This window comes from Veillonella atypica KON, assembly GCF_002959915.1.
Lineage (GTDB): Bacteria > Bacillota > Negativicutes > Veillonellales > Veillonellaceae > Veillonella > Veillonella atypica.
The window spans coordinates 16,523-40,980 of sequence record NZ_PPDE01000003.1 but is presented as its reverse complement, the minus strand read 5'-3'; the positions used below and the strand labels follow the sequence as shown (position 1 = coordinate 40,980).

Sequence of the window (24,458 nt, the reverse complement as noted above, 5' to 3'; positions counted from 1 at the left end):
AAGCCTCTAGTATTAGGACTATCTGTTAACAAGGACATATGTTACTTGGATAGGACCATGAGCACCATCTACAGTAACGAGCTCGATATCAGCCGTACGAGACGGACCAGAAATCAAGCAGATATTTGTAGGGAAATTAGCTGGATCATTGTGGTAACGTTCAGCCAAATGTTCCATTGTTTGTGTCATGCGTGGGTTGATTGTATCAGTGTACAATACAGCAATGTGAGTTGTAGGCAACAAGCTGATAGCACGACCAGATTCTTCGCCAGATGCTTGTACTACAGTAGCTGTTTCAGCAATACCGCAGTATGGGAATGTAATACCAATATCTGCATTTGCAGTATTAGAAATACATTCTTCACGGCCTTTAGCTGGGTCCCATTGGAAGTATGTACGAGTGCCGCCATTATTAGCTGCATCTTGTTCGAATAATTCTTTTAATTTATATTCGTCTACTTCAGGAGTGCTTGGGAATACAATCTTACCATTGCCCCAATCTTCGATAGCTGCCAAAATTGTTTCACCTAATTTATCAGGTGTAGTTTCAACGAATTTTGTACCAACACGTTGACATTGTTCCTTAAACATTGTCAAAATTTGATCTTGATTCAAATCTTTGAACATAGTTTCTTGAGGACCATGGCTGTAATCAAAATCCTCTACATAGTCAGGGCACATTTCTTGATCACGGCCTAATGCACGAGATAAACGTGCAATAAATTGTTTACGTTTAGCTTCATCCATTATTTTTTCTCCTTCTTCTTGTTCTTTTCATGTTCAGCATATAAATCGCGGAATTTCTTGAATTTCAAGGAACCCAATTCTTTAGACTTAGTCCAGCCATTCATTACAGGCACAGCTTGAGTCCATGCAGGCATATTACCTTCTTTATTACTAATCAAGTTCATGCCGATAGCACCAGCTTTTGTACCAAGGTCGAATAATGTGGAGTTACCAAACATCTTAGCCGCTGCAGTGAAGATTGCTTCTTCTGCTTTCGGACGAGTTTTTTCGATGTCAGCCATAATATGACGGTGTTCCATCAATAATTCATGCAATGGAATAGCTACTGGACAGTTTTCTGTACATGCACCGCACAATGTAGAAGCATATGGAAGATCGCCTGCTACGTCGTAACCTTTGAACAATGGAGTCAATACAGCACCCATTGGACCTGGATATACGGAGCCATAACCGTGACCAGAGATGTGACGGTATACAGGACAGATGTTCATACATGCACCACAACGGATACAACGTAACATTTCTTGGAATGTACCACCCAAGATACCGGAACGACCGTTATCGATAATGATGATGTGAGTTTCTTCAGGACCGTCAGCTTCGCCAGCACGACCAGGACCAGTCATCATGGAGAAGTAGTTGGAAATTTTAGCACCTACTGCAGAGCGGTTCAACATTTCCATCATTACGTCAAGAGCTTTGAAGTCAGGAACGATACGTTCTGTACCCAAGAAGATTACTTGAGTCTTAGGAATGGAACTAGACATACGACCGTTACCTTCGTTGGAAACGATAGTACAAGTACCAGATGCAGCAACTGCAAAGTTACAACCATTAACACCTACGTCAGCTTTCAAGAAGCGTTCACGTACATAACCACGTACGAAGTGAGTCATTTCAGTAGGGTTTTCAGTACCTGTATAACCTAATTTTTCAGCGAAAATTTCGCGGATTTTATTACGTTCAAAGTGAAGGCCTGGTACTACGATGTGAGATGGTGGGCTCACTGCTGTTTGCAAAATGAATTCCGCCAAGTCAGTTTCGTTTACTTCAATACCAGCTTCTTCAAGAACTTCGTTCAAACCAATTTCTTCAGTTAAGATAGTTTTGGATTTAACGATCATTTTGGCTTCGCGTTCACGAAGGATATCCAAAGCGATTTGAGTCGCTTCTTTATCGTCGAATGCAAAGTGAACTTTAGAACCAGCTTTTTCAGCGTTTTCAGCGAATTGGTTTACATAGTAATCCAAATTGTTAAGAACGTGATCACGAAGTTTAGCTGCTTCTGCGCGGAAATCTAACCATTCAGGAACGTCCGCAACTACTGTATTACGTTTGTCATAAAACACGTCTTGTGCTTTTTTGATAGCTGCAACTTTGAAATCGTCAGCCAAACATTCTTTTATACGTGTTTTATAGGGGCGATTGTCATATATAAGTGCCATGTCGTCTCCTCCTTAGCGGCAGTTTAAGATTTCAGCAATATGCATTACTTTGATACGGCGATCGATTTCACCATCTTTATGAAGACGGTCAAGCATACCTGCAATATTCATCAAGCAAGCTTGGTCGGAACCGGAAATTACATTAGCACCAGTGCTAGCGATTTCCAAAGCTTTTTCGCGTGTCATTACTTCGCTGATTTCTGGGTTTTTAACGGAGAATGTACCGCCGAAACCGCAGCAACGGTCTGCACGAGGTAATTCAATCAACTTAAGGTCTTTTACATTGCGAAGGAGTTTGAAAGGTGGTTCTTTTACACCCATCAAGCGAGTTACGTGGCAAGATGTATGGTATGTAACAGTTTCGTCAAAGCGTGCGCCAACGTCTTCTACACCCAATACATCGGTAATGAATTCAGTGAATTCATAAATTTTTCCGCTCAATTTTTCTGCGCGTTGTTGCCATTCAGGTTGACCTTCCAAGAAGTGTTGGTATTCATCGCGAATAGCAAAGGCACAGGAGCCAGACATGCTGACTACATAGTCAGCGTTTTCGAAGCATTCGATTGTATTCTTAATAGCATCCATAGCCGCATCATTGTAACCGGAGTTAGTGAACATTTGTCCACAGCATACTTGTTTCTTAGGCACTACAAGGTCGCAACCTAGTCTCTCAAGTACTTCTACACCAGCCATGCCAACATGAAGGTAGAACATATCAATCAAACACTGTTGGAAAAGATGAATTTTCATATTTTCGTCCTCAACTTTTCTAGTACTTAACTCAAAAAAAATTTTGATATGTATCCATTTAGGTCGATAAAATTTCACAAATTATCAGCCTATACAATAAATTGACGATCTTTAAAGTGTTATATTTAAAGAACATTTCGATATAATTATAAATAAGGGCACCATAAATGTCCAAGCAATTGCTATATTCGTATTTAGGGTTGTATAAATCATATCCTTATGACTAAAAGTAATAATCAAAATTGATTTTTATCACACTCACGTACTGCTTTATAAATTTTTTCTATAACTCCCGTGTTTTCTTTATTTGCAAATGTTTATCAAGTAGATATTTTTTAGTCCCAAAATTGCACCATTCTCATTTGCTATAATGAAAATGTAACTTTCACCATTATTCATCTAATTTTTATCCTTATATATTACATTTTCTTATAGTAGTGGTTATTTCATAAAAGTGCTATAATTTATGTATATAAACGTAATTTGAAAGGAGCTTTCTCATGAAACTCAATAAATTGTCCTTATCTCTAGCGATTACATTGGCGCTAGGATCTACATTCGGCATGGCTCATGCAGAAACTACAACAACTACGAAAACACCAGTTGTAACGAATGCAAAAGCATCTGCACATACTACAACTGCTAAGACAACACATGCAAAAACAACTGCTGCGAAAACTACACCAGCAGCGACAGCTAAATCTACTACAACTACAGATAAAACTACAACAACTGCAAAAGCAACACAAAAATCTGAGGCTCCTGCAAAGGCTAAAGAAACATTGCCAGCTGGCGTATACCCAGATACAAAGGATAACTGGGCTCGCGATGCCATCCAAGCAATGACAGAGGCTGGCTACTTATCCGGCTATGCAGATAACACATTCCGCCCTGGTAAAAGTATTACTCGTGAACAAGCAGCAGCCATTTACGGCAAAGTGTTGCAACACAATATGAACGAGCAAGAACTTGCTGACTTAGTAACAAAAGAAAATGGTGTTTCCTATTCCGATGTTGAAAGCGACCGTTGGTCCAATACAGCTATTAAATTAGTTGGTGCTGCTGGCGTTATGGAAGGTACAACAAAATCTACATTTGCCCCTGCTAAAGCGATGGACCGCGAAGAATTCGTTGCTTCCGCAGCTAATTTAGTAAAGAAAATAAAACCTGATGCACCTGTAAAATCTGAAAAGGTTACATTCAAAGACAGTGCTAGCATTTCCAAAGCATATGTATCGGATATCGAATACATGGCACAACGCGGCTATGTAGCATCCGGTGCAACAACAGATTTTAACCCAACACAACCTGTAACACGCGCACAAGCGGCAACAATCTTAAACCGCATCTTAAACGGTGAAACAGCCCCTACTACTAGCAAGGCTACCGCTATTAAAGAAGATACAAAGCAAGACGCTGAAAAGGTTGAAAACAAAACTAAAACCGTTGAAAAAGAAGTCGCTAAAGACGTAAAAGCGGATGCTAAGAAAGTGGATACTGCTGCAAAGGCAGATGCAAAAAAAGCTGATGCTGCTGTGAAATCTGATGCTAAAAAAGTTGATGCTGATGCGAAAAAGGTAGAAAAAGAAGCTAAGGCTAAAAAATCTGACAAGGTTTCTGAGTCTAAAGCAGAACAATCTCCACGCATCGTTCGACCTGTACGTCGCAGCACATTAAAACCACTCGATCAAAAACAACAAGAAACATTGGAAAACAATGTATTCACTCAACTCAACAAAACATATAAAACACCAGAAGCGTTCCAAGACTATGGTGTTATGTACTGGAGAGACAATCAATTGCACGTAGCTTTGAAATCTAATTCCGATTTGGATACAGTAAAAGCTAATTTGGCAAGCCAAGGCAATGCTACTATCAACAACTATGTAGTAGTTGAACCATCTCAATACAGCCAAACTGAATACGATGTTATCGAATCTAATTTCCGTAACTACTACAGCAAAAACGAAAAAGGTGGCAATATTATCGCCGTATTCCCAGACGTTGAAAATAATCAATTATACGCTGTAGTTAGCACTGCAAGCAAAGAAACACAACAAGGTATTTCCAAGGTATTTGGTTCCAAAGTTAAAATGACTGTAAAACGCTAATAGCGACAAAACTCCGATATACTTTAGTCCTTAAGGAGACTTCAAAAACAGCGTTATCTAACGCTGTTTTTGATATATTTACCACATGATTAGGAAGGATATGTATGCAACAGGTATCAAAACACACATTACGGGCTCTCATCCTGTCCGCTTTACTTACTACATCCGGTATGGCATTTGCCGCTACACCGGCACAAACACCAAGCGCTACTCCAGCGCAACATACTGTAACAACAACGGCAACCGTTCAAGATACAACAGCTACTGAACAAAATAAAACTGCTGTACCTGCTAATACTGTTGTTAACCAACAACTTCGCTCCGGTGTTGTTACGTCTCCAAAGGATATCCAAGATGTGCGACCATACATCTTCTCCGATGTACCAAGTGATTTTTGGGCTTCTAAATCAATTAGTGCCGTAGCAAAGGCTAAATTGATGAAAGGCTATGCGGATGGCACATTCCGTCCTAATCAACCAATGACACGCGAAGAAGTGGCCTCCCTATTCAACAACATTACCGATGATGGCCAAGCAGCGTTCATCTCTAGTCACTTTAAAGATATTACATCCGACCGTTGGTCTGCCCTCGCTATTGAATCAGTAGCGCGCAAGAATATCATCTCTGGCTATGGCGACACTACATATAAACCTGAAAAATATATGTCCCGCCAAGAATTTGCTGTGGTAGCAGATAACTACCTACATTATCTAGGCTATACAACAGATGATCCTACTGTACTCGATCAAGTAGCGTATGGGGACCAAAAATTCGTAGCCCCTTGGGCACAAGATGCAGTCCGTGAATTAGCATACTTAGGATTTACCAACTATGCACCAGGCACGATGTTTAACCCAGAAAAATACGTAACCCGTGCAGAGGCGGCTGAAATTTCCTACCGTATGACACAAACACCACAAGCATTGGCATTCCACAATGCGCTCTACCGTCAACAAGTGGAACAAAAAACATCCAATGTCATCAGCCACGCCCTTCACTATGGTCAAGACTTCACACAATTTAGAAACGATGGTGCTCTCTTCTGGAAGGAAGGTAAATTGCACGTTTCTGTAGTGGACAAAAAACACTTCGATACAGTTCATACAGCACTAGCTGACGCTCACGATCCACAACTCGATAATGCATTAATTGTAAGCCAAGGCAAATTGACACAAGCCCAATTAGAAGACCTCCAATCCGATGCATTGGCACTTTATCAAAACAAAGAACCTCAAGGTAAAATCATTAGTATTTTACCAACAGATGATGCATCTGTATTAGTTATTACGGCTGATTCTGTACAACCTGGAACAGTAAAGGCATTTAAAAAGAAATTTGGTAAGAAGGTAATTGTTCAAACACCGCCTGAGGAAATTCCGACTACGACAATCCAATTCCCATTACCATTAAAACCAACAAAATAATCAATTAGGCAGCCCTTCGGGGCTGTCTTTTTTGTCCTATCCCCCTATTCTTCATACAGGATAATACGCACAAAAGCCCCTCCGCACATCGCGGAGGGGCTTTTTAGTAAGTATTAAGTTCTATACCACATAAAACAGTCTGTGTACCCTTTTTGGTGCTACGCACCTTGCATTGTTTAACAATACAGACACATATAGTTAGTTTTGTTATTTGGTCACATCATTTTGACGGTCGCGCAAATTGCCAACTGGTACATATACGGTACCAGCACTATGGATTGTATCCACATCTTGTTGAAGAATCATCACTACCGAATAATCTTCAGTTGTGTAGAATTCAGATGGCATTTTGTCGAATGTAGCATTCGCACCAACGGCATCCTTCACTTGTTGATTATTATTGATAGCATTAACGAGTTCCTTCTTATTCAAACCACCAAGATCATACAAGGATAATTGACGACCTGTTGTAGTATTGAATGTAAAGCCTTTTACATAATTTACACCATTTGCATCGCCATCACGCATTGTATAGGTGTGAATCAAAACGCTAAAGATACCATTTTTATCCGTTTTTACATCATAATACATGATGACATTCGTTTTATTGGATTCTTTTTCGTTCAATTTTTGAGTGTCATTTTGAACCTTGGACACGTATTTCTTAATCGTTGTATTAATGGCTTTTTCAACGATAGGGCTAACAGATTTAACCTCTGGGAATACGAGATTCAAATGATCTGTAGTCGCATCTACAGGAGATACGCCTACCTCTTTACGATCCATATAACGATCTGCATTTGGCGCTACCACTTCGATAGTACCACGATCAGTTTTATTCGCTACGGAACGTAATTTTTTGTTTTGCTCTGGCGTAGCCGTGCTAGAAAGACGATATGTCACATCGTGACGATTATTTTGTGCTACTACAGCACCAGTATCCTTTGTTACAGGAATCGTTTCACTAGCGGCTGCCATAGATGTGAGTGGCAATGCGGCAGCCATCATGATGAGAACAGTCTGTTTTAATTTCATGGTTAACCTCTTACTTTGCTTGTTCTTGCTCTGCTTTCATAGCGAGAGCTTCTGCTTTATCAAATTTGTGAGTTACAACACGACGAACTAGATAGAGTGCAGAGAAGATGAAAGCAAGTAGACCTAACCAACCAGCTGTACTTTCAAATTCAGGACCAACTAATTCAAGTGGAGATTCACCACCACCAGTTGTAACTGACAATACAATAATAACAGCTATGATTACACCAATCAAGCTTTCACCAACAATCAAACCAGACGCAAAGAGAACGCCACGACGATTAGATTGTTCTACATCGTATTCAGCCAATTCACCAGCACGCATTTTAGCGCGAGCGATGAGGTAACGACCTACGAAATAGCTCAAGAAAGAACCGATAATAAGAGGTACTTCCAATGTTGGAGGCAAGTAGATACCCATACCAACAGCCAATGGAGGCAATGTTAAGGAAGCAGTTGTACTCTTAAGAATCAAGTTAACAATGATTGCTACTACGCCAACACCAACGCCGATCAAGATGTAATTCCAATCCATACTAGCATTGAAAATACCTTGAGCGATTGTAGTCATCAATGTTGCTTGTGGAGCAGATAATGCAGCATTTGGATCCATTTCAGCACGAGGCAACGCACCTGTAAAACCATATGCTTGGTATAACAAGTTAAGAACTGGAGCAATCGCAATAGCACCGGCTACGGAACCAAGTAACAATGCAATTTGTTGACGCCAAGGTGTAGCACCAACGAGTTGACCAGTTTTCAAGTCTTGCAAGTTATCGTTAGAGATAGATGCAATAGCAATAACTACGGATGTCATGAAGATAGCCATAGCTGTAGCGAATTGAACGCCTGCTTCGGTAGCAAACAAATTATTTTCAGAAGCGATGAAGTATACCACTAGAGAAGAAATAATAGTTGCTAGGATACCAATACCGGAGATTGGAGATGCAGATGTACCGATAAGACCTGCCATGTAACCACATGCTGCAGCTACGAAGAAGCCGATTAATAAAGCTACTACAACACCTACAACAACAAGAGTCCACATTAAACCTGCACTAATAGGTACAGCGGATACGAAATCCCAGAACGTAATAACCAAACCAATAAGGATGATGGCAAATACGATCAATACAGATTTTGTACTCATATCTGTATCCATGCGATGCGTTTCGCGTTCAGCAGCGCTGCTATTCATGGATTTAACGGAAATTTTCATACCTTCGATGATAGGTTTAATCAAGGTAATCAATGTCCAAATCGCTGCGATACCGATAGCACCAGCACCAATAAAGCGAACTTTAGATTTCCAGATACCCATAGCAAATTTTGCAGTTGCACCACCATCTGGAGCAAATACATTAGTCAAGTAAGGCACAAAGCCAGCCCATGCGATGAGAACACCAACGAGGATAGCGATACCAGATGCGATACCGATAAGGTAACCAGCACCTAACAACGCTGTGGAGAATCCCAATGGAATTTGAGTAATCCCTTTGCTACCTACTGGAAGCCAGAAGCTCATGCTATCGCCAAGAACTTTGAAGCCGTTAGCACAAAGGCTGATGATACCAGCTACAGCACCACCGGAAACGATGTCTGCCATACCGGAACCAGATTTAGCAACTTCACCACCATTATGAGATCCGACCTTCAAGATTTCGGCTGCTGCACGGCCTTCTGGATATGGTAGGTCACTGTTCACTACCATGGCACGGCGCAATGGAATGGTGAATAACACACCGAGGGAACCACCGCATGCACAAATCAAGAATGTTTGCCAGAATGGGAACCCTTGCCAATAACCAAGCATTAAAAGACCTGGCAAGATAAAAATAATTGCAGATAAGGTACCAGCTGCAGATGCTTGCGTTTGTACCATGTTGTTTTCAAGAACGTTAGAATCCTTGAAGAAACGTAAAATTGCCATTGAGATAATGGCTGCCGGGATGGATGACGAGAATGTCAAACCGACCTTCAAACCTAAGTATACGTTAGATGCCGTAAATATTAGAGTGATCAATGCACCTAATAACATCCCACGCAACGTAAGTTCCGGCAAGTGAAGGTCATGGCTCATAAAATCATGTTTCATAAGTACTTACCTCCTCTTATAAATTAAATAAAACTAACTATAAGCTATATTCATTTTATCGTGTTAAAGCGATGTTGACAATAAATATAACCATATATGTGCTATGTATACACAAATTTATAGATATAAATCAAATATGTATAAAGGTAATAGCCATGTACGCATTATATCTAATTGGTATTTATTATCATTTTCTATTATATTTTTTCGTTTTTCTGTATATAATAGAAAGGAACCGACGATAGGTCGGCATGTCTTTTAAGGAGGTTGTAAACATTATGGAAACAAGAATTGAATATGATTCAATGGGACCAGTCGAAGTCGACGCTAGACGAATTTACGGACCTCAAACGCAACGCTCGTTCAATAACTTTAAGATCGGTGACCACCGCATCCCTATTGAACAAATCAAAGCGCTTGCGCTTGTCAAAAAAGCATGTGCTTTAACCAATGCAAAATGTGGCGCAGTAACTGAGGAAAAAGCGAAACTCATTGCCCAAGTAGTAGATGAAATCGTAGATGGCAAATGGGATGAGGAATTCCCATTGACCGTATTCCAAACAGGCTCTGGCACACAAACAAACATGAATGTGAACGAAGTTATCGCTCACCGGGCTAAGCAGTTAGATGAAGCTAATCCACTTCATCCTAACGACGATGTAAACCGCGGCCAAAGTACAAATGATACATTCCCAACAGCAATGCATATCTGCGGGTACTTTGAAATTACAAAACGCGTAATTCCTGCATTGGACGGCCTTATTGTATCCTTTGAAAAATTGCAAGAAAAAGGTATAGGCTTGCAAAAGGTTGGTCGTACTCACCTACAAGATGCTACTTTCATCATGGTGGATCAAGAAATTAGCGCCTTTGTAGACGGCCTAAAAACTGCCAAAACTATGCTCCTTCAAAACGCTGACTACCTACTCGACGTTGCCCTTGGCGGCACTGCCGTTGGTACAGGTGTGAACACACCTAAGGGATATCTAGACGTTATGGAAACCGTATTGCCAGAAGTAACAGGCGCTCCATTCCGCGTTAAGAATAATAAATTCCAAGGCCTATCCTTAAAAGATGCGTTCATGATGGCTCACGGCGCACTTAACACATTGGCTACTACATTGTTTAAGATTGCGAACGATGTCCGTTTCTTAGGATCCGGCCCTCGCTGTGGCTATGGCGAATGGCATCTTCCTGAAAACGAACCAGGCTCCTCCATCATGCCAGGTAAGGTTAACCCTACCCAATGCGAAGCTCTTGCTATGGTATGTGCCCAAGTATTCGGTATCAATACAACCATGACACTTTGTGCAGGTAGCGGTGCGTTCCAATTGAACGTGTACATGCCTATCATGATCTATGATTTTGTTGAAAGCTGTCGCCTCCTCGCAGATGCGATGAATTCCTTCACTACACACTGCATCGACGGCGTAGAATTCGTACCTGAAAAACTTAAATTCTTCGTAGAACAATCCCTTATGATTGCTACTTCCTTAACACCATACATCGGCTACGATAAGAGTGCTAAGGTCGTAAAAGAAGCATACAAACGCGGTTGCTCTATTAAAGAAATCATCTTGGAAGAAAAACTCATGACCGAAGACGAATTTGCTGAAGCAGTTCGCATGAAATAAACCTCTCACATCTCTTTGACATATCTATAACATCCTCTCATACCTCAAATGAACGGAAAAAAGGACGCCATAGTTCTAAATCATTCAGTATATACTACTGAAGATTAGACTATAGCGTCCTTTTGTGGTTTCACCTTATTTCTCACAAATTCTCTCCCTTGCAAAAACTCCCACCAAGCAAATCCAAGTAAAAGTATAATATTTAATAATAGGTTAAAACATATAAATATATGTATAAGGCTACTAGAAATAACCAAGAGTATAAAGCGCCTTTAAATAATTTTTGATGCTTTTGTGTTTCAACCGCATCATAATTTTCACTACTAGGTATATAATACATTCCGATTAAAGAAATCCCCATAACAACTGAAGACCAAAAGAATAATACAAATATCGAAACGACTTCATGAAGTAAACCTAACCCAAGCCATATAGACATACCTAACATTGCCACAATTCTGGCTAATGAAAGCTTACCTTCATGAGTAATTAATTTGTATGCAAAAAATATTATTCCTATTATTATAATTAAGTCCTGAAGCATTACCTATCTATATCCTTTTTTAATCAGATTTAATTTTATCTGTAGCACACGCTCACTCACCGTAACAGATACAAAAGAACCGACATTTCTAGCAACGACTTTCTAAATATAAATCTTATAATAACACTACATGATTAGGTATCTTATCAAATGGAATTATATATTCTGAAAGACTTGTTAATTCTTCCAAATCATTATGGCTTATAACATATAAATGAAGTCCATCATCTTTTTCAACTATATCAGCTCGCCCACCATACCATGGTCTTTTATATGATAATATCTTGCTTTTTATATCTCCATTGAGATTAAAAATCTGTAATTGATTCTCTGCAACAGCTAAACCATATTTATCAGTCACAAATACGTCAAAATACGGAACAGAAATAGGGTTTTGAATCTGAATCTTTTTAAGATCATCTAATATCGTAATATTATTTGTATCCAAACACACTAATTTTTCATTATGAGGAAATGACTCTTTTATTTCACTTTCATAAACAAAATATGCAAATTTTTCATCATAGTCTGCTATTTCATCTATAATACGAACAGAATAATCAATCAATGACAAAGATACTATGCCTTTGTTGGTACGCATTAAAATTATGTCATCACTAAATTTATATAACTGATAAAAATAGAATTCCTTAATATTTTTTGGAATAGGTATTAACTTAACAAAATGGGCATCAATATCTACAAAGCATAAAGACGACTCTAACTTAAATACAATTTTATTTCTCACCATATCTGTGTAAATTGCTTCAATAAGTAATAATTGTTCGCCTATATAAATTCTATTAACTTCTCTCCACTCTAGGTCCAAAACAATTAAACCATTAAGTTTATCATTTATAATCATATAATTTACACATCGCAAAGCAAAAATTATAACATTTTCTGAACTTGGACTTTTTATCTGCTTAATAGGTTCTAATTCTATCATCTACATTCCTTCTATAGTTTCATTAGATTATAATTCAGGCCTTCTTACATTAAAAGTAATCCACACTCTCTCTGCTCTATAATATCTTTTAAACTCCTCCCATTTATTAACAGATTTTCTAATAATGGTAAAAAATCATTACATTCTGCTAAAAGATCCTCATCTTTCCAGAGTTGCCATAACGCCCCATAAGTAACAAGCCCATATGTGGAATCATTATAATATATTTCTAACTCCCTGTTACACCTCAAACCTTCAATAACTTCATCATATAAAGAAGCATCTGAGTCACTCATTGATGTTTATTCCTCCATAATTTATCTCGTCGAATATGCTCTCTACCATTCACCATATAAATACTGATATTAAAATTATTACGCTTGCCATTTTCAAACCATTTGCTTAATTAACGTGAAAAGGGGGGCAGATGAAATATAAGTTTATCAGATTCCATCCCAACCCCTCTTTTAGTTATAAAGGATAATAAAAGATTGAGTTACTTTCCTGATCATATACTGCCGAAGTTTTATTATATAACAAGTATAGTACGTATATATTAACTAAAGGCACAAACAAACACAAAAGCCAGAAAATACTGCTATTGCTATCTATCAAGCGTCTACATATCATAGTAAATACAGTATATGTGAGATAAATGTATAAAGCATATCTTATAATGAATGGCTCAATAGTATAAGTTACAACAAAATTATATATAATAAAAGCTAAAAATACATTAAACATACCCCACTGACGAACAGTACTACGCCCATAAAACCATAGGCTATCAATTAAAATACTTTTATAAATATCAACCCAGAAAGGATAGTTATCTTGACGGCTATAATACAACTTTAAAGTCTTAATCTGTCCATCGGTTAAATCATTTCTGTTTCCCCACCATACATCAATAACTTTATTATCAAAAATAATCCCATTAGTTTCAATAACATCAGGGTTAGACCATAATTTGTCAATTCCAAATGTAAAAAGTAGAAGAGTCCCGTACAAAAAAGGAAAGAACAATTCAGGTGTATCTACGCTCCATAGTACCTCATTCCCAAATATATAGTCAGTAGTGCTTGCAAACCTAAAATTAGAACTAGAAATAGTAATACTATTCCCTAATAGCAAAACCACTATTAAAAAAATTATTATAACGACATTAAGCCAATTAAAAGAATCTTTTTCATAATAATTCAATCTCATATAATTTATACTAAATATATAAAGAGCATAAAGAATAGCACCAACATAAGATATCATATTGTAATCATATTGTGTATACGTTATCCCCGGAATAAGAGATAGTATAAATACATTAGTATCTATCCCTAAAAAAACTAGTAGAGCTATTGAAAGATAAGTTTGTATATTCATCGTAAGTGTTTTAAATTTACTTACATATTGAATTAACTCTACTACTTCAATCTTAAACTTTCTGAATTCATCAACTAAATGTAAATGATACTCTAAGAATGTACAAAAATGATGATATAAGAATGTACAATTTTGATTGTATCACCGATACTATAGTTGAGGTGATAACAACATGCAATACGTATACGCTATTAACAGTTCATTTACTGTAACATCATTATTAGACTTACCATTATTAAGAGACATTCTGGAGGCTTGCAATTTGAAACCTAATTATAGTTTACTAGGTCGTGAATTAGGCTATGATAGACGCACCATAAAATCTCATTATGAAAATGGAACGCCTGATCCACATCGTCATAAACCATCTATGATTGATAAATTTTATGACGTAATACAGACTTTATTATCTGATGATACGCCCCAACAATTTTATTATAAGCGTGTCTTGTGGCAATACTTGGTAGATAACCATGGACTCACAGCTGCTTACTCTACATTTCGCGGTTATATTTTAAAGATACCAGTATTTCAATCCTATTTTGATAGAAAACATACATCGCCTAGCACACAGCATACGATTCGCTTTGAAACCGCACCAGCTGAACAGGCTCAAGTTGATTGGAAAGAGAATATTAAATTCCTATTACATGATGGCACACACATAACTTTTAATATATTGCTGATGACATTAGGCTATTCTCGATACAAATTAGCAAAGGTCACTTTCGATAGAACTACTGAAACACTACAAGATGCATTGGTAGAATTCTTTGAACAATTACAAGGTGTTCCGCATGTACTATTAACAGATAATATGAAAACCGTGATGGTACAACCGAGGCTAGCTGGAACTAAAGGACAGCTTCATACCAAAGCAGAACCAATTTTCAAGTGACTTTAGCTTTACATTTAAGCCGTGTATGGCGCGCCGTCCACAAACGAAAGGCAAAGTAGAAAGCCAAATGAAAATTCTAGATGAAATTCATGCGTACCAAGGAAAATTAACAATACAAGAAGTGGAAGAACAGATTCAAAAAATTATTTTACGTAGTAATCTAGCGATTTCTCAAGCTACAAGACAAATACCGTCTGCACTGCTTGAAAAAGAAAAGGAATCTCTTACCCCACTTCCAACAAAAGTGATAAGAGATTCCTACCGCATAGATCACCCAAAAGCTAAGGTTTCAGCAAGTAATCTCATTAGCTTTCGTGGTAGCCACTATTCTGTACCGCCAGGATATGTGGCCAAATCTATGACCTTAAAGACCATAGATAAGATGCTATACATATATGATAGCACAGAATTGATTGCACAGCACCCATTAAGTGATAAGAAGGTTAACTATTTGCCTTCTCATTATGAGGCACAATTGCAGAAAACAATTCCTTATCTAAGTTCTGAAGATGTGAAAGCTAAAGCAAAATCTAATTTGGAAAAGATAGGAGCTATCTATGACACTACAGACTAATTACCAACGCTTACAAGATAATCTAGCATATCTAAAACTAAAACAATGCATGTTACACCTAGATGAAACAATTGAATTAGCTAATACACAGAGCTTATCTCATATTGAGTGGTTATTGAAGCTGAGTGATTACGAAGTTGATATTAAACGACAAAACGTAATTAACCATATGGTGAAAATTAGTAATTTTCCTCATTTGAAAACACTAGTTGATTTTGAATTTTCATTTCAACCACAAATTAACGAAATGCAAATTAAGGATTTAGCATCATTAGGATTCATGGAACAAGCTGAAAACATTGTATTTCTTGGCTCTAGCGGAGTTGGGAAAACACATTTAGCTACATCACTAGGTATTGAAAGCTCTCGTAACAGACGAAGCACCTATTTTATTAAATGCCATGATTTAATTCAAAACCTTAAGAGTGCAAAAGATGAAGGACGATTAGAAACTCGGCTCAAGCATTATGCACGCTACCAATTACTCATCATTGATGAAATTGGCTATTTACCGTTACAACCAGGTGATGCTAACTTACTATTTCAAATTATTGATAGACGGTACGAAAAGAAAAGTACCATCGTAACGTCTAACATTAATTTTGATGAGTGGGCTACCATTTTACATGATGAGCGAGTAGCTAATGCTATTGTTGATCGATTACTTCACCATGCACATGTGATTAGCATAACTGGAGATTCATACCGGTTACGAAACCATATGCAACAGAAGGAATAACTGTACATTGTACATCGTCAAAATTGTACATTCTTATATTGACATTTACATATTTTATTACTTTAATTTTATTAGATATGCATTTAGCATGTCTAACCGTTCAGTAAATAATGTTTTCATCATAGTAAGACGATCTTCCGTAATATTTGAATTTTTTGCATATATGGAATCCATCAATTCCATTGCTGTTTTAGACAATGACTGCGGAATTGTTAGTGGTGTTGTTACATACTTTATTTGCTTATCATGTTTCGATTTAAACGGTAATGATGGATACGTATGGAATGGTCTATGTGGATTAATCGTCATTTCGTTGTACCATAGGGTATTGCCATTATCGAAGATAGGGGCCATGCCAAGGAATTCAAGTGTTGTAGAATTCCGTAAGAATCCAAAGTTACCGTAGTGACGGTCGTCATTTAATGTTAGATAGTCCAAAGTAAGTGTTGCATCTAAATGAGCTTTCACATTTGGAATTGAAAAATGTGTACACTGATCTAAGAACGCTTGGTATTTATTATCGCGTCGTTTAAGTGGCGCTGCTATGTGCCAGGCAGGGATGTATTCAATGTCTCCGCTCGTAAATAGTGGGCAAGATGACACGATTTCACCAGATGCGATCGTTTCTAATTCATATGGTACATGGTGAAAGTTTAGTTCTTTGCATAATTTTGACACAAATACTTCATTAAATGGTTGTTGATTGAGGAAGTTTCCAGCTTTTAATAGGCGAATACCTTTTTTTTGTTGCACCCACATCTGACGAAGAGAACCGTTTACAGATGAATTCGGTGTAATTAAATCGATATCGATATCATCAGAATCAGATAAGAATAAAGGCGTGTCAATTATAGGATGGTCATAAAAATTGATAGTATCCCAATCTAAATTAGAGTGTATTGGTTTCATCCAATAGTGGTCAGATAGATTAAGTTGATATGATTTTAATGAAAATTCTAATGCATCTGATGCGTGATAGGCCTCTAGTAGATCTTCTAAATTAGGTCTAGAGCTTGGTATAGCATGATACCTTAAAAAATCATTAAGTGCGATTTCCTGGTTGTCCATGACCATCATATTCAATGGTTTGCGGTCTGGATTTATGATTTCAGTAACCTTGGTTACTGTTAACGTATCATCTAATATTGCTGTTAACACAGGAATATTTTTATGCATTAGGATATACGTACACATAGCATCACCTCCTTTATTGTCAAATTTTATAATTACATACATTATAATGTAAAATATAGCTATAGGTATACATTTTACATGGTAATCTAATATTTCTTAATAAAATGACTATTAGCAAAACAAAACGCCCCCTTCACAGCAACCATCTAAGGCTGCCAATGAAGGGGGCGTTTTGCATTGTAGTAAGAAAGTTAGTAAACATTTAGACGGAATCTAAATGTATGTATATAAGGCCATACAGCTTACGATAAGAGGGGAAAGTAGCATCCTATGGGAGTAGTATTGCATAAAAAGGGGAAATATATTAGGATGCGTCTCTCATAGATATGCAAGGGATATACAGGGGAGATATCTATGGTTGTACAACTATATGGCCGTATATAACGGTATGTTATATAAATTAGAATTTATGAGTAAATCCTGCGTTTACACCCCAGTCAGCTTGATAATCACCAGATAGACCGGTAGTAACGTCTGCATATACACTGTTGTTCGTATTGAAACCATAACGGCCGCCGAATGCGAGTTCAGTCCAAGTGCCTTTGAGGTCTTGTTCTGTCAATTTTACGGCATTACCGCTAGCATAGGTAGTTTTCACATTGCCTGTGAAAGCATGACCTGCAGCAAAGCGTGTATATAGGTTACCATTGCCAAATTGTTTGCCTACTTCGAGGCCTAGTTTGCCGGAGGTGCTATTTACACCAGCTTGGTTAACGGAAACATTGCCTGCTGTAAAGTCACGACCACCGAAGTGTGTATAGTTCAACTGTGCTTGTGGTTCTACATAGAAACCATTAGCAGATTTTATAGTTTTGCCGTAGCGAACGCCGAAGCTATACGCATTGGATTTTACATCGCCAGATTTAGCTTGGCCGATTTCATTACGCGCTGTAAATTCATTAGAGATACGACCTACTTGAGATTCTACATGTACGTATTGATCCTTACCAAGGTCTTTCAATCCATAAGCGCCAACAGCAAAGGATTTTACCTTGCCAGAACCATTGAATACATAATCTTCAGAACCGCGTAGGTAAGAAACTTGGCCACTAACGGTCCAGTCACGGATAGTTTTAGTATCATAACCGCCTTGGATGCTTGTGTAATCAGTAGCTGTATTGATACCGTCATTAGAATAATTATATCTACCGCCACCAATACGAGCCCAAATACCTGTTGGGGAACCTTGTTGTAATTGGTTAGCACGATTCATATCGCTCGTCATTGTACGCCATGCGTTGATATTACCAACTACAGCAGAACGAATGCCGCGCATTTGTGGTGTATCGTAAGCACCTGGAGTTATCGGAGTAGGTGCCGGTGTAACAGGAGTTACAGGTGTCACAGGGCTAGGTGCTGGAGTTACCGGAGTAACAGGAGAAGGTGTTGGCGTAACTGGAGTAACAGGGCTAGGAGCCGGAGTAACTGGAGTTACAGGGGGAGGTGTTGGAGTCACAGGGCTAGGTGCCGGAGTAACTGGAGTTACTGGTGTTGGAGCTGGCGTAGGCGTTGGAGTAGGAGCCGAATAGGAACCTTGACCATTACCGTTTTGCCATGTAATAGCACCTTCTTTTTGGTCTGTAGTTAACGCTTTTTTGAAGCTTGACACGATGCCATTAGAAGCGATGGATACAGTACCAGAAAGGTTTCTTTCACCATTCATATAATTTTCGTAATAGAATTTATGCGCCAAGTTATCTAGAATCTTGTTTACATTGCTTTCAGAGGACGTATCGAGATGATCGCCTGTTACATAGCCATGTACCCCAGACCCTGTTGTAGCGGATTTTACGATGAAGTTACCGCCTTCGATGTCAGATGCATCAAGGCCTGTTTTTTGAGCGGCTGGTTTAGCGAAGTTCAAACCAGTACCAGCGCTCATATCGTAAATGACATTGATGTGGCCGTCTAAATTATTAACGTGGATGTCGCTGCGAGAATCTTGAGAAATACGGCTGAATCCTTCACGTGTACGAGTGCCTTTGAGTGTATTGATACTGCTGCGCGCTTCGTTGCCTTTAATTTGGAATGCCTCCAAGCCACCCATGTTATCGTGGCTCCACATACCACCATCAAAGGTCATATTGATTTCACCGCCCTTATCTTCTAAGGTATTCACAGCCTTGCCGGTAAATTGGTTAGGGCTATTATGAGCACGGCCTAGACCGATGTTAATCACAGATGGTTGCTGTTGTTGATATGGAGGCATTGTTTTGTCGGACACGAGCACATTACCTTGCATATTGAACACTTTGTGCTTTACAGTGCCTGCATCATCGACACCAAGATTAATTTTACTATTATAGGCAAATGCTAGTGGATAGGGTGCATCCCATGGAGCGGTATTCACGTTCATAACTCCGCCATCCACTTGAATGGAACTATTATCTAGCATGCCTGTAATGAAAGCTGGTTGGCGATGGCGCTTAGGTAATTGATTTTGATCAGGCGTATCTAAGGAGGCAATAGTCACTTGACCGCCGTTTGATGCAATAACACCTGTTGCCGTCGTATTGCCAGTGCTTTCAAATTTACTTTCAGAACCTACGGCAAACACATTGCCATTAGAACCAAGGCCTGCTGCCGCCCACGTGCTAGGGAGGGCCACTGTAGATGATAACATAGTCATCATTACAGCGGACAATAACATCTTATTTCTCGCTCTCATTCTCTTACACCTCAACTATATTACTTAATTTGTAATTTATTTTTATATTGTGAAAGACTCTTCATAAATGAATATATAGCTATCGGTTGATTTAATACTCTCTTATATAATGAAAGATAGATATATACTCGCTTTATAAAGACTTTGTGTCAGACACATTTAAAATATATTTAAAATAATATAACATTTTTCGTGAATTGTAAATGAATTTCTACAATTTTATTTTAAAAACATTTAAATTATTAATAGATGAGTTACATATTAGGGGCGGTGAATACGACGTATGGTATTCTTTACAAATCTAGTGAGCATGGGTATTATTGTATGTATAGCGCGATTTCTAGTAACAGGCTAGTTGTAGCATAGAAAGGAGCCTTCATGAAAGTCACTTGTTCCTGGCCCACAACGCCACTGTATCAGGCGTATCATGATTATGAATGGGGGCGTCCTATTCATGATGATCAACATCAATTTGAACATTTATGTTTGGAGAGCCTACAATGCGGTCTGAGTTGGCTTACGATTTTAAATAAACGAGACGTTATACGTCAGTGTTTTGATTATTTTGATGTTGATGCAGTAGCTGAATATACGGAAACAGATATAGAGCGCATTATGAGTACAGAGGGAATGTTAAAATCCCGCAAGAAGATTGAGGCCATCATCAATAATGCACAGGCGTTCCAACGCATTCAAGACGAATTTGGATCCTTTTGCGAATATATATGGGCTTTCACCAATCATAAGACTCTTATCTATGAAGGCCATTCTGAGGGAAGGGTGCCTGCTAAAAATGAATTATCTACGCGCATTAGCAAAGATCTTAAGAAACGAGGGTTCAAATTTGTAGGACCTGTGACCATCTATTCCCATTTACAAGCTAGTGGTCTCATCAACGATCACGGTAAGGATTGCCCTTGTTTTAATGAAATCAATGAGGCTAATCCTGTGGTTTATATGACAATAGATGATTAATATAAATAGAACCGTATCTACTGAAACATAGATACGGTTTTTTTGTGATATTTTATATTGATTGTTATCGATATAGTTGATATACTACTTTCATAATAACTTTCATACGTAAGGAAAAGGATAAGAAGATGATTGGTTTAGGTACGGTTATCAACATGGGGCTCATTATCGGTGGTAGTATTATTGGGCTCACGTGCGGCCGATTTATGAAGGACAATTTAAAACAAACCCTTATGGTAGTATGTGGTATCATCGTGCTGTTACTAGGGATGAGCGGAGCCATGCAATTTATGCTGGTTATCGTTAATGGTTCCTTGCAAACTACTGGACCTTTGTTGATGATTATCAGCATGGTAGTTGGTGCTGTGATTGGTGAAATCATTGATTTAGACCGATGGATTACGGTCTTTGGTGACTGGGTGAAAGATAAAACCGGTAATACAGGGGACCCTAAGTTTACGCAAGCGTTTATCACTGCATCACTTACGTTTACTGTTGGTGCGATGGGCGTGCTCGGTTCAATTCAAGATGGATTGACAGGAGATTACCAAACCTTGCTACTCAAAGGAATTCTTGATGGTGTTATCGTTATGGTTATGACCTCATCCATGGGGAAGGGCGCATTGTTTTCCTTCATTCCTGTAGGTATCACGCAGTGGTTGATTACGGCCTTAGCGCATGTTGCGGCACCACTTATGACACAGCAGGCTATCGACAATTTATCCTATGTAGGATCCATCTTAATTTTCTGTGTAGGCATTAATATTATTTGGCCTAATAAGATTCGTTTAGCTAATTTATTACCTGCTATTTTTATCGCTATGGGCCTTACGTTTTTAATTTAAATTTAAATTTTAAGAACCCTCTTTACATTATGTGTAAAGAGGGTTACTATATTCTCAATATAATTTTCTTGTAGTTAAAATGGTTTCCCCTAGAAACGCATGTTATCGCGGCCTAGCGGATACAAAAGGGCCTTTCTTCGCCGAACGGTTCTAGAAACCAGAAAGGACATGATGAGCGAACAAGTTTCTGTTTCAAAATCTAATATTCGTGGTGCATTTGGTGCATTTTTTATCCCTGGTATGTACACTGCCTTATGGGCCGGATTTGTGCCATATTTAAAAGCGAAACTAATCATCGGTGAGGATGTATTAGGTTCCATGATTTTGTTGCTCGGTGTAGGTTCTTGTTTATCCATGGCTATAGCTGGTAAACTTGTAGAAAGCTTTGGCTGTAAGCGAGTCGTTTTATTAGCTAGTTTTATCGGCATGTTGTCTCTGGCTATTGTTACCATGTGTTCTACAATTGTGACAACCACAATAGCATTATTTTTCTTTGGCATTGGCGTAGGCCTTAGTGGTGCTTCTGCCAACTTACAAGCTATTTTAACCGAAAAGGTAAGTAAAAAGCATTTAATGGGTGCTTATCACGGTGGGTGGAGCTTAGGTGGCTTTGCAGGTGCCGGTGTATTGCTTGTTCTTTTAAAAATATTATCTTTGCCTGTGAATGAAAGTATTTGGGGACTTCTCATCATACTTTTTATTGCGATGGTCGTAGTTAGTCAATTTATGTTAACCTTTGGTAGCGATCCAAATGCAAAGGTTGTAAAAAAATCTAAAAGCCCATTATCATTTCATCCAATTGCCATTATTTTTGGTCTCTTATCCTTTGTATCCTATTTAGTAGAGGGGGCCGTAGGTGACTGGAGTGCGCTTTACTTATTTGAAGATAAAGGTATTGTTATTCAAGAAGCTGTCATGGGCGTCATGCTTTTTAATGGCACTATGTGTATTGGTCGTCTCCTTGGTAATACAATCGGTAAACATGTAACATCTAAGCAAGTCGTTGTAGGTGGGTACTTACTAGGTGCTATTGCAATGGCACTCATCGTATTCTTACCTGGCTATGCTTCCATGTATACTTATCTATTATTAGGTATCTCTTTAGCCATGGTTGTGCCAAATCTATTCTCCGCTATGGGGGAACAAAATGTTATTCCTATGACACAAGCTGTAGCAACATCTACTATGCTTGGCTATATGGGCATTTTGATGGGGCCTGCATTAATTGGTTTCATCGCTCATGGTACAAGCCTTACTATTGCATTTATTGTATTGACTGCATTGCTTGTTATTAGTGCGGGTATCGGTAAATATGCATATCATTTAATGAGCAAAGATTGTGGACTAGAAGAATAGTTTATAGAGCATAAAAAAGAAGAGGGGCTGTGATTCGTGTGAATCGCAGCCTCTCTTGGTATGTTAGTAACCGATTAGCGGTCGCCGTTGAAGATTGAGTTTTTAACAAGAACGTAGTCTACTTTGCGGATAGCTTGTAGAGTAGTACCGCCAGCATAGGAGATAGCAGATTGTAAATCTTGTTCCATTTCGATTAATGTATCGAAAATGGAGCCCTTGGAAGGAATGAAGATTTTTTTGCCTTCTACATTTTTACGTTCCCCTTTTTGGAATTCAGAAGCGGAACCAAAGTATTCTTTTACAGCTTGGCCGTCAACAATTTTTTCTTCCCCTGGAGATTCTTGATGACCAGCGAATAGAGAACCAATCATAACCATAGTAGCGCCAAAGCGGATAGACTTAGCAATGTCGCCATGATCACGGATACCACCGTCAGCGATGATAGGTTTCGTAGCTGCCTTTGCACACCAACGTACAGCAGCTAATTGCCAACCGCCAGTACCAAAGCCAGTTTTTAATTTCGTAATACAAACTTTACCAGGACCGATGCCTACTTTTGTAGCATCAGCGCCAGCGTTTTCAAGTTCACGAACTGCTTCAGGAGTACCTACGTTACCAGCGATAACGAATGTTGTTGGTAAATTCTTTTTAATATATTGAATCATATTGATAACCGCATTGGAATGACCATGAGCGATATCGATTGTGATATAATCAGGAATAAGGTTAGCTTTTGCTAATTCATCAACTAATGCAAATTCTTCTTCCTTTACGCCGATGGAAATAGAAGAATATAAGTTTTTTTCTTGCATGCGTTTTACAAAGTCGAGACGGCGTTCAGGTTGGAAACGATGCATGATATAGAAATAGCCTTTTTCTGCTAGTTTTTCAGCTAACTCTTCATCAATGATAGTTTGCATGTTGGCAGGAACTACAGGCAATTTAAATGTACGATTACCTAGTTTAACATGAGTATCACATTCGCTACGGCTGTTTACGATACATTTATTAGGAATCAGTTGTACGTCTTCATAATCGAAGATGTTAGTTGTATTAATCATAGTTTCTATATCTCCTTTGAGGTATAATAAATTG

General features: G+C 38.4%; 21 protein-coding genes. 9 read left to right on the top strand and 12 right to left on the bottom strand.

Annotated elements, in window-relative coordinates; genetic code table 11:
* Window positions 1–18 precede the first annotated feature (18 nt).
* The 3 genes from VAHSUH02_RS01160 to VAHSUH02_RS01150 are packed head-to-tail and all read right to left on the bottom strand — an operon-like array spanning window position 19 to window position 2,942.
* Window positions 19–747 carry a LutC/YkgG family protein gene (locus tag VAHSUH02_RS01160; protein ID WP_005384144.1) on the bottom strand — a complete coding sequence of 243 codons (729 nt, stop codon included), beginning with the start codon at window positions 745–747 and terminating at the stop codon, window positions 19–21.
* A complete protein-coding gene (locus tag VAHSUH02_RS01155; protein ID WP_005384145.1) occupies window positions 747–2,192 on the bottom strand; it encodes a LutB/LldF family L-lactate oxidation iron-sulfur protein in 1,446 nt (481 codons plus the stop codon). The genes VAHSUH02_RS01160 and VAHSUH02_RS01155 overlap by 1 nt, the downstream gene beginning before the upstream one ends.
* Window positions 2,193–2,204: 12 nt before the next feature.
* On the bottom strand, window positions 2,205–2,942 hold the full coding sequence (locus VAHSUH02_RS01150; RefSeq protein WP_038148974.1) for a (Fe-S)-binding protein: 738 nt from the start codon (window positions 2,940–2,942) through the stop codon (window positions 2,205–2,207).
* Between the two features lie 500 nt (window positions 2,943–3,442).
* Here VAHSUH02_RS01150 and VAHSUH02_RS01145 point away from each other — a divergent pair, with 500 nt between their 5' ends.
* Window positions 3,443–5,053 (top strand): S-layer homology domain-containing protein, encoded by a 1,611-nt coding sequence (locus VAHSUH02_RS01145; protein ID WP_005384149.1) that lies wholly within the window; start codon window positions 3,443–3,445, stop codon window positions 5,051–5,053.
* Window positions 5,054–5,157: 104 nt separating this feature from the next.
* Complete coding sequence (locus tag VAHSUH02_RS01140; protein ID WP_005375742.1) at window positions 5,158–6,477, top strand: S-layer homology domain-containing protein; 1,320 nt, start codon at window positions 5,158–5,160, stop codon at window positions 6,475–6,477.
* A gap of 207 nt (window positions 6,478–6,684) precedes the next feature.
* Here the strand turns inward: VAHSUH02_RS01140 and VAHSUH02_RS01135 are convergent, their stop codons facing one another.
* Together VAHSUH02_RS01135 and VAHSUH02_RS01130 are read right to left on the bottom strand one after the other, a co-directional pair.
* The gene (locus tag VAHSUH02_RS01135) at window positions 6,685–7,512 is read right to left on the bottom strand and encodes a polysaccharide deacetylase family protein (RefSeq protein WP_005375770.1); all 828 of its coding nucleotides are present in this window, start codon (window positions 7,510–7,512) and stop codon (window positions 6,685–6,687) included.
* A gap of 10 nt (window positions 7,513–7,522) precedes the next feature.
* Window positions 7,523–9,607 (bottom strand): OPT family oligopeptide transporter, encoded by a 2,085-nt coding sequence (locus VAHSUH02_RS01130; RefSeq protein WP_005375753.1) that lies wholly within the window; start codon window positions 9,605–9,607, stop codon window positions 7,523–7,525.
* A gap of 278 nt (window positions 9,608–9,885) precedes the next feature.
* Between VAHSUH02_RS01130 and VAHSUH02_RS01125 the strand changes: the two genes are divergently transcribed.
* Entirely contained in the window at window positions 9,886–11,241 is a 1,356-nt protein-coding gene (locus VAHSUH02_RS01125; protein WP_005375750.1) for a class II fumarate hydratase, read from the top strand.
* A gap of 202 nt (window positions 11,242–11,443) precedes the next feature.
* Here VAHSUH02_RS01125 and VAHSUH02_RS01120 read toward each other — a convergent pair whose 3' ends face one another.
* The 4 genes from VAHSUH02_RS01120 to VAHSUH02_RS01105 all read right to left on the bottom strand — a co-directional run bounded on the left by VAHSUH02_RS01120 (window position 11,444) and on the right by VAHSUH02_RS01105 (window position 14,000).
* Window positions 11,444–11,785 carry a hypothetical protein gene (locus VAHSUH02_RS01120; protein WP_005384156.1) on the bottom strand — a complete coding sequence of 114 codons (342 nt, stop codon included), beginning with the start codon at window positions 11,783–11,785 and terminating at the stop codon, window positions 11,444–11,446.
* 115 nt (window positions 11,786–11,900) lie between these two features.
* On the bottom strand, window positions 11,901–12,734 hold the full coding sequence (locus tag VAHSUH02_RS01115; protein WP_005384157.1) for a hypothetical protein: 834 nt from the start codon (window positions 12,732–12,734) through the stop codon (window positions 11,901–11,903).
* 44 nt (window positions 12,735–12,778) lie between these two features.
* Window positions 12,779–13,030 (bottom strand): hypothetical protein, encoded by a 252-nt coding sequence (locus VAHSUH02_RS01110; protein WP_005384158.1) that lies wholly within the window; start codon window positions 13,028–13,030, stop codon window positions 12,779–12,781.
* Between the two features lie 175 nt (window positions 13,031–13,205).
* Window positions 13,206–14,000 carry a DUF805 domain-containing protein gene (locus tag VAHSUH02_RS01105; RefSeq protein ID WP_255308839.1) on the bottom strand — a complete coding sequence of 265 codons (795 nt, stop codon included), beginning with the start codon at window positions 13,998–14,000 and terminating at the stop codon, window positions 13,206–13,208.
* A 286-nt stretch (window positions 14,001–14,286) separates the two neighbouring features.
* On the opposite strand from VAHSUH02_RS01105, the gene VAHSUH02_RS09755 reads away from it, so the two are divergent.
* From VAHSUH02_RS09755 to istB, 3 genes are all read left to right on the top strand, one after another.
* The gene (locus VAHSUH02_RS09755; RefSeq protein ID WP_255308838.1) at window positions 14,287–15,012 is read left to right on the top strand and encodes a DDE-type integrase/transposase/recombinase; all 726 of its coding nucleotides are present in this window, start codon (window positions 14,287–14,289) and stop codon (window positions 15,010–15,012) included.
* Window positions 15,013–15,079: 67 nt separating this feature from the next.
* Window positions 15,080–15,586, top strand: coding sequence for a Mu transposase domain-containing protein (locus VAHSUH02_RS09750; RefSeq protein ID WP_255308837.1), 507 nt, complete (start codon window positions 15,080–15,082; stop codon window positions 15,584–15,586).
* Window positions 15,570–16,325 carry an IS21-like element helper ATPase IstB gene (istB, locus tag VAHSUH02_RS01095; RefSeq protein ID WP_105112029.1) on the top strand — a complete coding sequence of 252 codons (756 nt, stop codon included), beginning with the start codon at window positions 15,570–15,572 and terminating at the stop codon, window positions 16,323–16,325. The genes VAHSUH02_RS09750 and istB overlap by 17 nt, the downstream gene beginning before the upstream one ends.
* Before the next feature lie 57 nt (window positions 16,326–16,382).
* On the opposite strand, the gene VAHSUH02_RS01090 is transcribed toward istB, so the two are convergent.
* Window positions 16,383–17,519 (bottom strand): hypothetical protein, encoded by a 1,137-nt coding sequence (locus VAHSUH02_RS01090; RefSeq protein ID WP_038148608.1) that lies wholly within the window; start codon window positions 17,517–17,519, stop codon window positions 16,383–16,385.
* Between the two features lie 400 nt (window positions 17,520–17,919).
* Window positions 17,920–20,187: an autotransporter outer membrane beta-barrel domain-containing protein gene (locus tag VAHSUH02_RS01085; RefSeq protein ID WP_005382510.1), complete on the bottom strand. Its 2,268-nt coding sequence runs from the start codon at window positions 20,185–20,187 to the stop codon at window positions 17,920–17,922.
* 378 nt (window positions 20,188–20,565) lie between these two features.
* Here VAHSUH02_RS01085 and VAHSUH02_RS01080 point away from each other — a divergent pair, with 378 nt between their 5' ends.
* The 3 genes from VAHSUH02_RS01080 to VAHSUH02_RS01070 all read left to right on the top strand — a co-directional run bounded on the left by VAHSUH02_RS01080 (window position 20,566) and on the right by VAHSUH02_RS01070 (window position 23,363).
* Complete coding sequence (locus tag VAHSUH02_RS01080; protein ID WP_005382508.1) at window positions 20,566–21,162, top strand: DNA-3-methyladenine glycosylase I; 597 nt, start codon at window positions 20,566–20,568, stop codon at window positions 21,160–21,162.
* A gap of 128 nt (window positions 21,163–21,290) precedes the next feature.
* Window positions 21,291–22,007 carry a DUF554 domain-containing protein gene (locus VAHSUH02_RS01075; protein WP_005378605.1) on the top strand — a complete coding sequence of 239 codons (717 nt, stop codon included), beginning with the start codon at window positions 21,291–21,293 and terminating at the stop codon, window positions 22,005–22,007.
* 171 nt (window positions 22,008–22,178) lie between these two features.
* On the top strand, window positions 22,179–23,363 hold the full coding sequence (locus VAHSUH02_RS01070; RefSeq protein WP_038148606.1) for an MFS transporter: 1,185 nt from the start codon (window positions 22,179–22,181) through the stop codon (window positions 23,361–23,363).
* Between the two features lie 74 nt (window positions 23,364–23,437).
* On the opposite strand, the gene VAHSUH02_RS01065 is transcribed toward VAHSUH02_RS01070, so the two are convergent.
* On the bottom strand, window positions 23,438–24,424 hold the full coding sequence (locus VAHSUH02_RS01065; RefSeq protein WP_005382504.1) for a GMP reductase: 987 nt from the start codon (window positions 24,422–24,424) through the stop codon (window positions 23,438–23,440).
* Between the last annotated feature and the right edge of the window lie 34 nt (window positions 24,425–24,458).

Coding starts and splice junctions, on each gene's coding strand:
- VAHSUH02_RS01160 (WP_005384144.1), bottom strand. CDS start 747: ATGGATGAAGCTAAACGTAAACAATTTATTGCACGTTTATCTCGTGCA.
- VAHSUH02_RS01155 (WP_005384145.1), bottom strand. CDS start 2,192: ATGGCACTTATATATGACAATCGCCCCTATAAAACACGTATAAAAGAA.
- VAHSUH02_RS01150 (WP_038148974.1), bottom strand. CDS start 2,942: ATGAAAATTCATCTTTTCCAACAGTGTTTGATTGATATGTTCTACCTT.
- VAHSUH02_RS01145 (WP_005384149.1), top strand. CDS start 3,443: ATGAAACTCAATAAATTGTCCTTATCTCTAGCGATTACATTGGCGCTA.
- VAHSUH02_RS01140 (WP_005375742.1), top strand. CDS start 5,158: ATGCAACAGGTATCAAAACACACATTACGGGCTCTCATCCTGTCCGCT.
- VAHSUH02_RS01135 (WP_005375770.1), bottom strand. CDS start 7,512: ATGAAATTAAAACAGACTGTTCTCATCATGATGGCTGCCGCATTGCCA.
- VAHSUH02_RS01130 (WP_005375753.1), bottom strand. CDS start 9,607: ATGAAACATGATTTTATGAGCCATGACCTTCACTTGCCGGAACTTACG.
- VAHSUH02_RS01125 (WP_005375750.1), top strand. CDS start 9,886: ATGGAAACAAGAATTGAATATGATTCAATGGGACCAGTCGAAGTCGAC.
- VAHSUH02_RS01120 (WP_005384156.1), bottom strand. CDS start 11,785: ATGCTTCAGGACTTAATTATAATAATAGGAATAATATTTTTTGCATAC.
- VAHSUH02_RS01115 (WP_005384157.1), bottom strand. CDS start 12,734: ATGATAGAATTAGAACCTATTAAGCAGATAAAAAGTCCAAGTTCAGAA.
- VAHSUH02_RS01110 (WP_005384158.1), bottom strand. CDS start 13,030: ATGAGTGACTCAGATGCTTCTTTATATGATGAAGTTATTGAAGGTTTG.
- VAHSUH02_RS01105 (WP_255308839.1), bottom strand. CDS start 14,000: ATGATATCTTATGTTGGTGCTATTCTTTATGCTCTTTATATATTTAGT.
- VAHSUH02_RS09755 (WP_255308838.1), top strand. CDS start 14,287: ATGCAATACGTATACGCTATTAACAGTTCATTTACTGTAACATCATTA.
- VAHSUH02_RS09750 (WP_255308837.1), top strand. CDS start 15,080: ATGAAAATTCTAGATGAAATTCATGCGTACCAAGGAAAATTAACAATA.
- istB (WP_105112029.1), top strand. CDS start 15,570: ATGACACTACAGACTAATTACCAACGCTTACAAGATAATCTAGCATAT.
- VAHSUH02_RS01090 (WP_038148608.1), bottom strand. CDS start 17,519: ATGTGTACGTATATCCTAATGCATAAAAATATTCCTGTGTTAACAGCA.
- VAHSUH02_RS01085 (WP_005382510.1), bottom strand. CDS start 20,187: ATGAGAGCGAGAAATAAGATGTTATTGTCCGCTGTAATGATGACTATG.
- VAHSUH02_RS01080 (WP_005382508.1), top strand. CDS start 20,566: ATGAAAGTCACTTGTTCCTGGCCCACAACGCCACTGTATCAGGCGTAT.
- VAHSUH02_RS01075 (WP_005378605.1), top strand. CDS start 21,291: ATGATTGGTTTAGGTACGGTTATCAACATGGGGCTCATTATCGGTGGT.
- VAHSUH02_RS01070 (WP_038148606.1), top strand. CDS start 22,179: ATGAGCGAACAAGTTTCTGTTTCAAAATCTAATATTCGTGGTGCATTT.
- VAHSUH02_RS01065 (WP_005382504.1), bottom strand. CDS start 24,424: ATGATTAATACAACTAACATCTTCGATTATGAAGACGTACAACTGATT.